This window comes from Flavitalea sp., assembly GCF_035489435.1.
In the GTDB taxonomy this organism is placed as follows: domain Bacteria; phylum Bacteroidota; class Bacteroidia; order Chitinophagales; family Chitinophagaceae; genus DATHKG01.
This window is the reverse complement of the sequence record NZ_DATHKG010000103.1, coordinates 60,005-72,994: the sequence shown is the minus strand read 5'-3', so window position 1 is coordinate 72,994 and position 12,990 is coordinate 60,005. Positions and strand designations below refer to the sequence as shown.

Annotated in this window: 13 protein-coding genes; 12 read left to right on the top strand and 1 reads right to left on the bottom strand. The window is 41.3% G+C overall.

Translation table 11 applies throughout. The features are described 5' to 3' along the window. The 12 genes from VK664_RS17100 to VK664_RS17045 all read left to right on the top strand — a co-directional run. On the top strand, positions 1–888 hold an 888-nt coding region (locus VK664_RS17100; RefSeq protein WP_461399905.1), incomplete at its 5' end, for a vanadium-dependent haloperoxidase. Between the two features lie 134 nt (positions 889–1,022). Continuing rightward, the gene (gene treA / locus VK664_RS17095; protein WP_461399904.1) at positions 1,023–2,585 is read left to right on the top strand and encodes an alpha,alpha-trehalase TreA; all 1,563 of its coding nucleotides are present in this window, start codon (positions 1,023–1,025) and stop codon (positions 2,583–2,585) included. Positions 2,586–2,661: 76 nt separating this feature from the next. Then, on the top strand, positions 2,662–3,486 hold the full coding sequence (locus VK664_RS17090) for a penicillin-binding transpeptidase domain-containing protein (protein ID WP_461399903.1): 825 nt from the start codon (positions 2,662–2,664) through the stop codon (positions 3,484–3,486). Positions 3,487–3,649: 163 nt separating this feature from the next. Then, a complete protein-coding gene (locus VK664_RS17085; RefSeq protein WP_461399902.1) occupies positions 3,650–4,648 on the top strand; it encodes a VWA domain-containing protein in 999 nt (332 codons plus the stop codon). Next, the gene (locus VK664_RS17080; protein WP_461399901.1) at positions 4,645–5,286 is read left to right on the top strand and encodes a tetratricopeptide repeat protein; all 642 of its coding nucleotides are present in this window, start codon (positions 4,645–4,647) and stop codon (positions 5,284–5,286) included. The genes VK664_RS17085 and VK664_RS17080 overlap by 4 nt, the downstream gene beginning before the upstream one ends. Before the next feature lie 135 nt (positions 5,287–5,421). Further along, positions 5,422–7,425 carry a (E)-4-hydroxy-3-methylbut-2-enyl-diphosphate synthase gene (gene ispG / locus VK664_RS17075; protein WP_461399900.1) on the top strand — a complete coding sequence of 668 codons (2,004 nt, stop codon included), beginning with the start codon at positions 5,422–5,424 and terminating at the stop codon, positions 7,423–7,425. 37 nt (positions 7,426–7,462) lie between these two features. Continuing rightward, the gene (locus tag VK664_RS17070; protein WP_461399899.1) at positions 7,463–8,431 is read left to right on the top strand and encodes a helix-turn-helix transcriptional regulator; all 969 of its coding nucleotides are present in this window, start codon (positions 7,463–7,465) and stop codon (positions 8,429–8,431) included. Positions 8,432–8,587: 156 nt separating this feature from the next. Then, entirely contained in the window at positions 8,588–9,040 is a 453-nt protein-coding gene (locus VK664_RS17065; protein ID WP_461399898.1) for a GyrI-like domain-containing protein, read from the top strand. Between the two features lie 112 nt (positions 9,041–9,152). After that, a complete protein-coding gene (locus VK664_RS17060; RefSeq protein ID WP_461399897.1) occupies positions 9,153–9,605 on the top strand; it encodes a hypothetical protein in 453 nt (150 codons plus the stop codon). A 29-nt stretch (positions 9,606–9,634) separates the two neighbouring features. Then, on the top strand, positions 9,635–10,300 hold the full coding sequence (locus VK664_RS17055) for a hypothetical protein (protein WP_461399896.1): 666 nt from the start codon (positions 9,635–9,637) through the stop codon (positions 10,298–10,300). Then, positions 10,258–11,004, top strand: a complete 747-nt coding sequence (locus tag VK664_RS17050; RefSeq protein WP_461399895.1) for a sensor histidine kinase — start codon at positions 10,258–10,260, stop codon at positions 11,002–11,004. The genes VK664_RS17055 and VK664_RS17050 overlap by 43 nt, the downstream gene beginning before the upstream one ends. Before the next feature lie 104 nt (positions 11,005–11,108). Continuing rightward, complete coding sequence (locus tag VK664_RS17045; protein WP_461399894.1) at positions 11,109–11,777, top strand: response regulator; 669 nt, start codon at positions 11,109–11,111, stop codon at positions 11,775–11,777. Positions 11,778–11,815: 38 nt separating this feature from the next. Here VK664_RS17045 and galK read toward each other — a convergent pair whose 3' ends face one another. Continuing rightward, on the bottom strand, positions 11,816–12,967 hold the full coding sequence (gene galK / locus VK664_RS17040; protein WP_461399893.1) for a galactokinase: 1,152 nt from the start codon (positions 12,965–12,967) through the stop codon (positions 11,816–11,818). Between the last annotated feature and the right edge of the window lie 23 nt (positions 12,968–12,990).

Genomic DNA, 12,990 nt, shown 5'->3' with positions numbered 1-12,990 from the left:
GATTATGTAGCGAAAAAAGCAGAAGAACATAAAAGGGCAAGGATCATTGCAGGCGCAAATGTGCGCAGTGATATAGACGCCGGTGAAGCGCTTGGTAAATTAGTTGCGCAGAAGTTTGTTACCCGGGCAAGGGGAGACAGGGCTGGTGCTGCAGGAGGAAACCCCGCTGCCTGGACAAAACTTGAAACAGATTGCCTGGCCCGCGGAGAAACGCCATGGTACAGCCTTGAATCGCCAAAGCGTCCGCCCATGTTGCCATTGTTTGGAAAAACAAAAACATTTTTATTTGATTCAATCACCGCAATTTCATTAAGACCTGGTCCACCTCCAAGTGTTCATTCCGATCAGATGAAAAAGGAAACTGCTGAAATTCTTGAGTATACTAAAAACGATACCAGGGAGCATTATCGCATAGTTCATTTTTGGGCAGATGGCGCAGGTACTTCAACTCCTCCCGGACATTGGAACCTTATTGCCGCCGATGATTTCATCACAAAAAATTACAGCGAAGTTCGTTGGGCAAGAAACCTGGCATTATTGAATATGACGCTGATGGATGCAAGCGTTGTTTGCTGGGATACCAAAAATTTCTATTTCAACCCACGCCCATCACAGATGGATCGGAATATAAAAACTTTGACCGGGGTTCCAAATTTCCCTGCATATATCTCAGGACATTCAACTTTCAGTGGTGCAGCGGCAACTATTCTTTCGCATATTGTTCCTGAAAAAGCAACAATGTATAAGTCTATGGCATTGGAAGCTTCGATGTCAAGAATGATTTCCGGCATCCACTTCCGTAGTGATTGCGAAGTTGGTATGCAGGTCGGTAACAATATTGGCAATTATGCAATCCAACGCGCTAAAACAGATGGCGCTGGTGAATAAACTCTTTTCATGATCACTTAGCAACTTTGTTGTGAAAGTGATCATCATCTTGTTTGGTTATATTAAATATGGTAAACATCCCGTGTCTACGGGATGTTTTTTTTTAGCTTAATTTAGTCAGTTAATCGGTTGGCATGAGTAAAGCAATAACTTTCTTGATGGCATTGATTTTTTCGGTAATAGTTTTAACCCAGGCGCAAACTGTACTAAAACCCGATCAGCTATATGGCGATCTTTTCCGGCAGGTTCAGCAAAAGCGCATTTTTAAAGATGGTAAAACTTTTGTTGATGCCATTCCCAAAAGAAAACCTGCTCTTATTATGAGTGATTTCGTAAATCAGAAGGATTCTGCTTTTGATCTGAAGAAGTTTGTTGAAGCTAATTTTATCCTGCCTGATACTGTGAAATCATTGCAGGTGTCTCCTGAAAAAGATGTACGTGTTCATATCAAAAAACTTTGGCCACTTCTTACACGCAAACCAGATCGAACTGTTATTGAAGGTAACTCCCTGCTTCCATTGCCTTATCCTTATGTTGTTCCTGGCGGCAGATTCCGCGAAGTATATTATTGGGATTCTTATTTCACGATGCTTGGTTTAAAGGAAAGCGGTGAAATAGGTTTGATAGAAAATATGGTTAATAATTTTGCCTACCTGATAAATCAGTACGGATTAATCCCCAATGGTAACCGCAGTTATTATCTCAGCCGGTCTCAGCTTCCATTCTTTTCGATGATGGTAGAATTACTGGCCGAAACAACAGGCAACACATCCTATGCAATCTATCTTGGTGCACTTGAAAAAGAATATGATTATTGGATGGATAAGACGGCACCTACAAAACATGTGGTAAAGATGCCGGATGGAAGCACATTGAACCGTTATTATGACCAGCTTGACATTCCAAGACATGAATCCTGGTTTGAAGATGATTCATTGTCAAAAAATCTGCCTGATCCTAAGCGGCAAAAAATGAACAGGGATCTGCGTTCCGCAGCAGAAAGCGGTTGGGACTTCAGCAGCAGATGGTTAGCCGATGGGAAAAACTTAAGTACCATTAAAACAACAGATATAATTCCGGTTGATCTTAATAGTTTTCTTTATAACCTGGAATTAGTGCTCGCAAAGTCATACAAACTCCGTGGCGATCTGCTGAAAGAAAGATATTTCACCCAGATAGCACAGCGACGTAAAACCGCCATCAATAAATACTGTTGGTCAACTGTAAATGGTTGGTATGTTGACTATGATTTTGTAGCAAAAAGGTTAAGTACAACACTTACTCTTGCCGGAATGGCTCCTTTGTTCTGCAATGTAGCGCCAGCAAACCGTGTTAAAAACATTGTTTACATATTGCGCCGTAAGTTCCTCCGGGAAGGAGGATTGGTAACAACACTAAGAACCACAGGTCATCAATGGGATGCTCCAAACGGCTGGGCGCCTCTGCAATGGATTGCAGTGAAAGGTCTTTTAAATTATGAAGAAACGGATCTTGCCGAAGGTATTTCAAGAAGCTGGATCGATCTTAACCTTAAGGTATTTAATGAAACAGGTAAACTGATGGAAAAATATGATGTCACCGATCTTAACAAACCCGCAGGCGGTGGCGAGTATCCATCCCAGGATGGGTTTGGCTGGACAAATGGTGTTTTAATGAAAATGATCAGCCTGTATGGCATGCCAAAGGGAGGTAATTAACTTTAAACCTTTGACATTTTTTCCGTGACTAAATAAATCAGCGGCTCCCTGGCTTAACTTCGTGCAAAATTTTGGTGTGAAGCAATTATATTTATTTTTCCTGTTGATGTCTTTCGCGTTGGTTGGCTGTTCACCCAACAATGTAAACAACGATAAAAGTCTTGAAAAATACTTCAAAGAAAACAACGTTGAAGGAACTTTTGGCATGTTTGACAATGGCAAGGGCGACTTTAATCTGTACAACGTTGTCAGGTTCCGTGACAGCGCTTATTTACCTGCCTCTACCTTCAAAATAGTAAATGCTCTTATTGGCATAGAAACAGGAAGGGTAATTGATACAAATGTGGTTTTTAGCTGGGATGGAACCAATAGCAGCCGCCCGGAATGCAACAAAGACATGACAATGCATGAGGCTTTCAGAATCTCATGTCCCCCATGGTTCCAGGAGCTCGCAAGACGCATTGGCAAGGATACTATGCAATATTGGATCGATACACTTGGTTACGGTCGCCGTTATAAACCCTTCAAAATTTTAAATAATCCAGATACATTCTGGCTGGACAACAGTTTAAAGTTGACTGCTGACGAAGAGCTCGGCGTTGTAAAACAATTGTATTTCGATCAGTTGCCATTCCAAAAAAGAACACAAAGGCTGGTAAGAGGAATGATGCTGCAGGAGAAAAATGCAAACTATTCACTTAGTTATAAAACCGGCTGGGGATTTACTGAAAAGGGCCATTCACTCGGATGGATCATAGGATGGATCGAAGAAAATCAACATCCCTATTTCTTTGTGCTACAGCTTGAACACCCCTCGAAAAATTTTGACATGGCTGCGATCCGCCTGAAGATGCTAAAAGACATATTAAAACAATATGGGTTTTTTCAAGGCAAAAGATGAGTTCCCTGATAAAGATGAGTTCCTTATTAAATTAACCATCAACCAGGTTTGGCTGTGAAGCATTTCACAAAATGCCATGGCTACTTTGAGACAATTCCCGAAGAGGCACCTGATTTGCTATATTTGAATGATTTCGGCAGAAAATTTAAATTAACCGGTATAGATGTTTCATTTCCAGCATAACGAATTCTTATTTATCCTGGCTGTCATTCCACTGGCCGTTATGCTTTTTGTGCTGGTGCTGAGGTGGAAGAAAAAAACGGTTAAAAAAATTGGCGATGAAAAACTGGTAACAGAACTGATTAGTTCTTATTCACCGGCGCTGTTCCTCGTAAAATTTCTTTTGGTGCTGTTTGCACTTGCGGCTGTTATACTTGGTGCGGCCAATTTGCAGAAACCAGGAGCAATGGACCCCGTTCAACGCAAAGGGGTGGATGTGGTAATTGCCCTGGATGTCAGCAAAAGTATGCTTGCGCAGGATAGTAAACCAAACAGGCTGGAAGTTTCCAGGCAATTGATTTACCGTCTTATAGATGAATTGCAGAATGACAGGGTTGGGCTGGTCCTGTTCGCCGGAAGGGCTTATATGCAAATGCCCCTTACCTCTGATCATGCAGCTGCAAAGATGTATGTTCAGAATGCAGGCCCCGATGTTGTTCCTACCCAGGGCACGGTGATCGCTGAAGCATTAAGAATCAGCAATACGGCATTCAATAGCAAAGAAAGGAAGTATAAATCGATCGTTCTTATTACTGACGGCGAGGATCATGACCCTGAAGCATTAAAACTTGCCCTTGAAATGGCAAATAATGGGGTAATGATTAACACGGTGGGTATTGGCTCCCCGGAAGGCGCCCCGATCATAGACCCCATGAGTAATGAATATAAAAAGGATAACACAGGTCAGACAATCATTTCGAAACTAAATGAAGCAGAGCTGCAACAACTCGCCCAGTCTACCTCAGGTATTTATGTTCGGCTGCATGAGACCGGCCCCGCTGTTCAGGCGATAATGAAGCAGCTCCGCTCGATCGAGCAGACTACCCTTGAAGACAGCGCATTCAAAGATTACCGCCACTATTTTCAGTGGTTCCTGGCTGCCGCATTTGTGTTGCTGAGTCTCGAATTCTTTTTACCTGAACGTAAATGGAAAACGGCATGAAACATATATTATTTAAATATGCTTTACTGATGCTGATGTTTTTGCCGGCGGTGATTTACGCACAAACGGACAATAAATCAGTTATAAAAGCCAACAAGCTCTATAAAGAGGGTAAGTTTGATGAGGCTATTGCGGAATACCGAAAAGCCGCCGGAACCAATCCCGGGGATGGTGTTGTTCAATATAATCTTGCCAATGCCATCTTCAAAAAAGAAAGTTTCGACGAAGCCCTGGCTACTTATGACAAATCCATTGAACTGAATAAAGACAATATATTCCGCGAAAAAAACATCTATAACAAGGGGGTTTCCTACACCAGGCAAAAAAAGTTGCCCGAAAGCATCGCAGAATATAAAACCGCTTTAAAAATTGATCCCAACGACGAGGATGCGAGGCACAACCTGCAAAAAGCATTACATGAGCAGAGGCAGCAGAACCAATCAAAAGATAATAAACCCGATCCCGAAAAAAAGCAACAACAGCAACAAAAAAAACAACAACCAAAAGACCAGAGCAAATTTAACAGAAAACAGGTTGAACAGCTGATGAAGGCTTTAAGGCAAAAAGAGCAGGATATTCAGCAGAAAATGCAACAAAACCGCACCAGGGCTACTACCCAGCCTGACAAAGACTGGTAGAGCCGTGACCATTTTTAAGCCAATGCTGGTAGACTCGCGACCGCCTTTTCCCCCAATCTTTAGTAACTTTGCCGTTCCTGAAAAACAAGGATCAATACCGGATTAATCCCCGATTTTGTAGCGGAATACAATTATATGCGCCTTAAAACACTTGAAGTTAAGATTGGAGATTTATTGTTGGGAAACGGAAATCCCATCAGGGTTCAGACCATGACCACAACCGATACCATGGACACTATTGCCACTGTTGAGCAAAGTATCCGTTGTATCGAAGCGGGTGCTGAACTCATCAGGGTTACTGCACCCAGTAAATATGAAGCTGAGAACCTTCTCAATATCAAAAACGAACTAAGGCGCCGGGGTTATAATACACCATTGATAGCAGATATCCATTTTACTCCGAATGCGGCTGAAATCGCGGCAAGAATTGTAGAAAAAGTAAGAGTGAATCCGGGTAATTATGTAGATAAAAAGAAATTTGAGTTCATCGATTATACTGACCTCGAATATGGAGAGGAAATAGAACGTATCCGCGAAAGATTCACGCCACTTGTTAAAATCTGCAAAGAATACGGTACTGCAATGCGTATAGGAACCAACCATGGTTCATTAAGCGACAGGATCATGAGCCGTTATGGAGATACTCCCATGGGAATGGTGGAAAGTGCGATGGAATTTCTGCGGATAGCAAGGAATGAGAGCTATCATAACATTGTGCTCAGCATGAAGAGTAGTAATCCCCAGGTCATGGTCCAGGCTTACAGGCTGCTTGTGAAACAAATGGAACTCGAATTCAATGAATGTTATCCGCTGCATCTTGGGGTAACTGAGGCTGGGGACGGAGAAGATGGCCGTATCAAATCTGCAGTAGGTATCGGTACCTTGCTTGAAGAAGGGATTGGTGATACTATTCGCGTTTCCCTCACGGAAGATCCTGAACTTGAAATACCGGTTTGCAAAAATATTGTCAAAAGATATGAGACGGCTCATCACCAGGCTGAGGCAAATGAAAGTATCGCCATTCCGCCGGTTGATGTTCTTCCGTATGACCAGTACAACTATATCCGTCGTAAAACTTATGAGGTCGGCAATATAGGCACAGGTCATGTACCTGTTGTTATTGCAGACCTCAGCAAACTTGAGACAATCACGCCCGCTGATCTATTGAATATCGGTTATAGGTATGACTCCGTAACAGACAAATGGCATATCTCTGATGCGGCTGCCGATTATATATTTACAGGACAGCCAGAACTTGCATTCGCATTGCCAGGCACATTGAAAGTGATAACCTGGCCGAATCACTGGCTGACAGCTTCAGACAAAACAAAATATTTTCCGATTTATGCCGGCAGCGGTTTTGTTTCAGCAGAAGTTAAAAGTGACAAACAAAATTTCGTGATGATAGATTGCTTTAGTAAAACCGGTTATGCTGAAGAGTTTGAGTGGCTGGATGTTATTGCGAATGATCCCACTGTTGTAATTTGTCTCAGCAGCCAAAACCAGGAAGCTATGCCAGCTGTAAGACGAATGTTTGTTGAACTCCTGGACAGGAAAATTGCTAACCCCGTTGTTATCATTGTAGACAGTTTCCGTAATACTATTGGCGAACACCTTATACATTATTCCACTGAAGCAGGTGCTTTGTTTCTCGATGGCTTCGGAGATGGGATCTGTCTTGGAATGACCGGTGAAAGTTATTCGGATGATAACCTGAAAAAGACTTTGTTTGAAGATGAGGGTCGCATCTATCGCAGTAACCAGACAATTGAACAGTTTCTGAATAATACGGCTTTTTCAATTCTGCAGGCTACAAGAACAAGAATATCAAGAACGGAATATATAAGCTGTCCTTCCTGTGGACGTACGTTGTTCGATCTTCAGGAAACCACAGCAAAAATCAGGGCAGTTACCAATCACCTGAAAGGTTTAAAAATTGCGGTCATGGGCTGCATCGTGAACGGACCCGGCGAAATGGCTGATGCAGATTTCGGATATGTGGGCAGCGGGCCTGGTAAGATCACGTTGTACAAAGGAAAGGAAGTGGTGAAACGTTCTGTAAACAGCGACATTGCTGTTGAAGAGTTGGTAAAACTTTTGAAAGAACATGGAGCCTGGATAGAACCAGGCGCAAATTGATCTTCATTTATTCTTATTGACTTTATAATAGACAAACATGAACCGCATTGACCGTTTACATGCTATTCTTACACATCTTCAATCTAAAAAGAAGGTCACCGCTCAGGATATTGCGGACAGGTTCAACATAAGTCTCCGTACTGTTTACCGTGATGTAAAAGCCCTCGAAGAATCCGGTGTGCCCGTTATTGGTGAGGCAGGTATTGGTTATTCGGTAATGGAAGGATACAGGTTACCACCGGTTATGTTCACGCGCGAAGAGGCAAGTGCACTGATCATGGGGGCAAAACTCACCGAGCAATTTACAGATCTCTCCATACGTAAACATTTTGACGGAGCACTCTTTAAGATCAAGGCCGTATTACGTGGTTCAGACAAAGACTATGTGGACCAACTGACTTCTCACATACATATCAATGAGCGGAAATTGGCTCTGGGAGAAGAATTCGGACAACAACATCTTTCGAATATTCAACACGCTATTGTCAATAAAAGATGTGTGAAAATCTCTTATCTCTCTACCTATAAAGATGAACTTACTACAAGACTTATTCAGCCAATTGGTTTGTACTATTATGGTAATAGCTGGCACCTGATCGCCTGGTGTGCATTACGTAAAGACTATCGCGATTTTAGGGTTGATAAGATCAGTGCGCTAACTATTACGGAGGAATGTTTTGACGGAAGCTTACATCCATCTCTTAAAGAGTACATTGACCAGATTCAAAGCCAGGCTCAATTGCATGAAGCCATCGTGATCTTTGATAAAGATGTGGCCAAGCAGATAAAAAGTTACAAATATTATTTTGGTTTTGTTTCCGAAGAGGAAACCGATGATAAGATAAAGATGAGATTTCTTACAGCCTGCCTGGAAAGTTTTGGCCGCTGGCTGATCTCTTATACAAATGCCGTTTCCATTGTATCACCAGACTCATTACACGAAAAAATGGTCAGGTATACCGATGAACTGAGAGACCACTACAGTGAAGAGGCCTTGCTATTGTAGTAGTTTCTTGTGCAATTCCGCATTTGCATTTGTATATTTATGATTTCAGACTACCCTGGTATAATACCCATAAATCTTTCAGAATAAATATTTATCATCCTGCTACTGACATACTGTTGTCAGTGGAGCAGTGTTTCTTTGTTCAAAAGATAAATTATGCAAGTACGAACTTATCCCGCAATGAATGTTTTGTATTGTACTTTTCAAACAAGCCTGCTATCTCTTCACGATAAGATCGGCACAGTGGCCAGGGATCTGTATTCAGAGGCAGCCAGGCAACATTTGTTAGTCACAGGCCCGGTATATTGGTTTTATTATGGCGCCGATGGTGTGCCTGAAACCATTTTTAAACTCGAGATAGCGATTCCTGTGTCGGGTATCCCTGAAACAAACAGCAAGTTTCTTTTTAAAGAGTTGGATTCTTTTAAATGTTTGTCAGTTTTACATGAAGGAGCCTGGAGCGATCTCAAACAGACTTATGGAAAGCTGATGGAGAAAGTGGGCATTGACAAACTGGCTATGAATGATATCTGCAGGGAGGCTTATATAAATGTGGATTTCTCCAGGGATGAATGTAATCTTACCGAAGTGCAGATCGGATTGGCCTGAGTTCGTATTATAACAAATATCTATACATAATTCAGTATTTCTACTCATGATTTAGATTCTTCCATCCCATAATTTTAACATCGTTTGATTTTTCACCTTTAAAATTACTGTCATGGACTCAAATCCTTCTCTGGAAAGAATTAATCATTTTATCGATCGTGAGGAAGCCCGTAAATTAATCACTGCTTACCGTGAAATGCAACCAAAATTGCTTAATCCACAGTTTGAGCGATTGCAAAAAGAATTCGGTGTTTTACCAACTTCGGAAGCTTTTAATGAGAAAAGTATTCTTGCAATTCTCGCGCAGGATGGTTGTGTGGGTATCAGGATTCATTATGGACTCAAACAACAGGACGTCAAAGGCGAAACTATTCCTTTGATTGTAGCTGTTTTGGTTGGCGTAGCCAGTGATGGCAGCAACATGTGGGCAAGATCTGCTGTAACAGAAGCTTCTCGGGTTGCATTGAAAATGGCAGTAACTTCAAGGGGATCAGAAGAAGACGGGGTAATTGTTGAAGACAGCCAACGTTGCCCGCCATTCGGAGATTCTAGTCCTTTGCCATAATACTGATGAGATAATACCGGTGCCAGCCTATGTTCCAGGAAATTCTATCGATTTTTTCTACCTATAGCATTCTCATTGCAGCGGTATTGGGGGTAATAAGATTTCGTGTTATACAAAATTCTTATTACCCCCTTATTTATATCTGCTGGGTTGCTTTAATAACTGAGATTGTAGCTTCTTTTGTTCAAAAAAGTTCGGGCACACTGTGGCCTTCCAATGTTTATGTATTGTTTGAAGGATTGTTGTTTACCTGGCAATTCAGAAAATGGGGTTCATTTCAGCGAAGGGAATGGCTGTTTTATCTAATACAGGTTGCAATCACAGTCTTGTGGGTCATTGATAATTTTTTCATTCATAAAAATATACATGAATTAAGTTCCATTTACCGGATCAGCTATTCAGTTTTGCTTGTTATACTGGCCATCGACCAGATTAACAAGCTGATAGTGCATGAAAGAAGAAGCTTTATTACCAACGCCAAATTCATGCTTTGTATTGGCGTTATTTTCTTCTTTTCGTATAAGTTTACATTGGAAACCTTCTATTTGTATGCCCTTGAAAAGAGTCAGAATTTCGAGTTTGTTATCAGTATTTTTGCACTCCAGAAGTATGTAAATCTATTTGCTAATCTTCTATATGCCTACATCATTCTATGGATACCAAGGAAGAAGATTTTTTTACAGCCATTGAGATAGTAGCAGGTTTACTTGCTATTGTTATCTCATATTTCCTGGTTACTATCATCAGGCATCAGCGAAGAAATCTTCATCTTCATAAGGCAAAGATCCTGGCCGAAATAACCACACTCGAAAACGAACGCCGAAGAATTGCTTCAGATCTCCATGACGAACTCGGTCCACTGCTTTCAGCCGTCAAACTCCAGATCACCAATCTCGATTCACAGGATCCACACGATATGGCGCTCATTAACAAGTCGAGCGGACATATTGATGATATCATCCAGAAGTTGCGGGAAATTTCCAACAACCTGATGCCAAATACCCTCTTGCGCAAGGGTCTCAAAGTAGCAATAGAAGATTCAATCTCCAGGATCAAAGATGTTCATCCGTTGCATATTACACTTGAATACCCTGATAGTGTTGTCCTTAGCCAGGATAAGGAAATCAACATGTACCGCATCATACAGGAGATCATTCATAATACCCTTAAACATGCCCAGGCCCAAAATCTACGTCTTATATTTTCCCGGGAAAAGAACCTTGTAGTATTAAGAACAGATGACGATGGTATAGGCTTTAACTATGAACAAAAAACCAAGCTTGCCGGCGGACTTGGCTTACTGAATTTACAAAGCCGCACCGAAGTAATGGGCGGTGAATTTTCTTATTCATCAGAAAAAGGAGGGGGTACCCGCTATCTTTTTGAAGTTCCGGCCTGATTAAAAACCTTGCATTCAAAAATGCATCCTGATGCATAATCCGACATGAAAAAAATCATGATCAAAAACTGATCTATATTTGTATCAGTTCACGAACAACCGACATGACAAAAACCTTAGGTAACATCAAAATTGTAATTGCTGATGATCATGAAATCTTCCGTGATGGATTTAAACTTATGATCAGCAGGCAGGATGATATTCAGTTATTAGGTGAAGCAGGTGATGGCAAGGAATTGATAGACCTGGTTCAGACCCTGAAACCGGATGTTGTAATAACTGATATAAAGATGCCAAGAATGGATGGCATTGAGGCGACTAAAATATTACTTGAGCAAATGCCGGATGTCGGCGTGATCGGTCTCTCAATGTTCGACGAAGAAGATTTGATTATTGATATGCTTGAGGCCGGGGCTAGAGGTTATCTCCTGAAAAATGCAGACAAACATGAAGTGGCAGAAGCAATCAGAACAGTTTACCAGGAAGAACCGTACTACTGTAAACATACATCGGCAAGACTTGCACAGATGATCGCAAAAAGCAAATTCAATCCTTATAAAAAAACAAAAAAGATTGAGTTTAGTGAAAGAGAACTTGAAATTGTGCGCCTCATCTGCCAGGAATTAACAAACAAAGAAATAGCTGACAAATTATTCCTGAGTATCCGCACGGTAGAAGGATATCGACTTAAGATTCAGGAAAAGATGAACGTCAAAAACTCTATTGGTCTGGTGATTTATGCAATCCGTAATAATCTTTATAAGCCGGTCTGATTTTATAAACCGGTCTGATTTTAAAATCCGGTTTATGATCACCTGTTAATAATAGCTGCACCGTTATCCAGTTGGGTAATATAAATTTCCGGTTTTTTCGCATACTCACGTTCATAGGCGGTAGTCATAGACTCGTTAAATTCATCCAGGAGAGATACAGGAACTATGTTAATTGTACAACCACCAAAACCTCCACCCATCATTCGTGCACCGGCTATGCCTTTAAATCCGGCCGCTTTTCCCTCCAGGAAATCAAGTTCCGGGCAACTGACTTCATACCACTTACTCAGTCCTTCATGTGATTGAAACATAAGCTTACCAAATCCTGTAAGATCGTTTTTATTTAAAAGTTCACATCCGCTCAACAGTCGTTGATTCTCATTAAGAATATAAGAACATCTCCGGTAGACAACCTCGCTCAACTTTTCTTTGTTTGCTTCGAGTTCAGCAATAGTGACATCACGTAAAGAATGAATATTTTTATCAAGTATTCCCTGCAGGATCCTTACACCTTCCTCGCATTGTTGTCTCCGGGTATTGTATTCAGTAGAAGCCAGGCTATGACTAACCATGCTGTTGACGAGCACAATTTTATAATCTGGAAAATCAAATGGGATATATTCAAATTCAAGGTTACTGCAATCCAGTTTCATAACATTACCGGCTTTGCCATGCATGCTTGCAAACTGGTCCATGATACCGCATTGCAGTTCGGCAAAATGATTTTCAGTTTTTTGCCCTATCAGTGCGATCTGCATTTTTGAAAAACCGTTTTCAAAAATCTCGTTGATGGCGGTGCCAAATGCTGAACATAATGCCGCCGATGAACTCATTCCAGCGCCAACCGGGATGTCTCCGTCGATCACTACATCCATTCCCCGAATCTTTGCTCCGGCCTGCAACATATAAAAACTTACCCCCAGCAGGTAGGTTGGCCATCCTTTAACCGGGCTTATATCATCTAAAGAAAAGGAGAATGAATTATCGAACTGTTTTGCATAAATATTGACCGTTTTCGTATTGTTTTCAGCAATACCCATGTAAATCTTCTTATCAACCGCACCAGGCAGAACAAAACCCTGGTTATAATCTGTGTGTTCACCAATGAGATTCACACGCCCGGGAGCCGCTACAATAATTGGCTGCTTCCCATACTTTTCGCGGAACAACAACTCTATACTCTTTACCATTTCAACCGTTAAATGAGATTTAT

Bases quoted from the DNA above. Each gene is read 5' to 3' on its own strand.
- treA (WP_461399904.1), top strand. From the start codon at position 1,023: ATGAGTAAAGCAATAACTTTCTTGATGGCATTGATTTTTTCGGTAATA.
- VK664_RS17085 (WP_461399902.1), top strand. From the start codon at position 3,650: ATGTTTCATTTCCAGCATAACGAATTCTTATTTATCCTGGCTGTCATT.
- VK664_RS17080 (WP_461399901.1), top strand. From the start codon at position 4,645: ATGAAACATATATTATTTAAATATGCTTTACTGATGCTGATGTTTTTG.
- ispG (WP_461399900.1), top strand. From the start codon at position 5,422: ATGCGCCTTAAAACACTTGAAGTTAAGATTGGAGATTTATTGTTGGGA.
- VK664_RS17070 (WP_461399899.1), top strand. From the start codon at position 7,463: ATGAACCGCATTGACCGTTTACATGCTATTCTTACACATCTTCAATCT.
- VK664_RS17065 (WP_461399898.1), top strand. From the start codon at position 8,588: ATGCAAGTACGAACTTATCCCGCAATGAATGTTTTGTATTGTACTTTT.
- VK664_RS17060 (WP_461399897.1), top strand. From the start codon at position 9,153: ATGGACTCAAATCCTTCTCTGGAAAGAATTAATCATTTTATCGATCGT.
- VK664_RS17055 (WP_461399896.1), top strand. From the start codon at position 9,635: ATGTTCCAGGAAATTCTATCGATTTTTTCTACCTATAGCATTCTCATT.
- VK664_RS17050 (WP_461399895.1), top strand. From the start codon at position 10,258: ATGGATACCAAGGAAGAAGATTTTTTTACAGCCATTGAGATAGTAGCA.
- VK664_RS17045 (WP_461399894.1), top strand. From the start codon at position 11,109: ATGACAAAAACCTTAGGTAACATCAAAATTGTAATTGCTGATGATCAT.
- galK (WP_461399893.1), bottom strand. From the start codon at position 12,967: ATGGTAAAGAGTATAGAGTTGTTGTTCCGCGAAAAGTATGGGAAGCAG.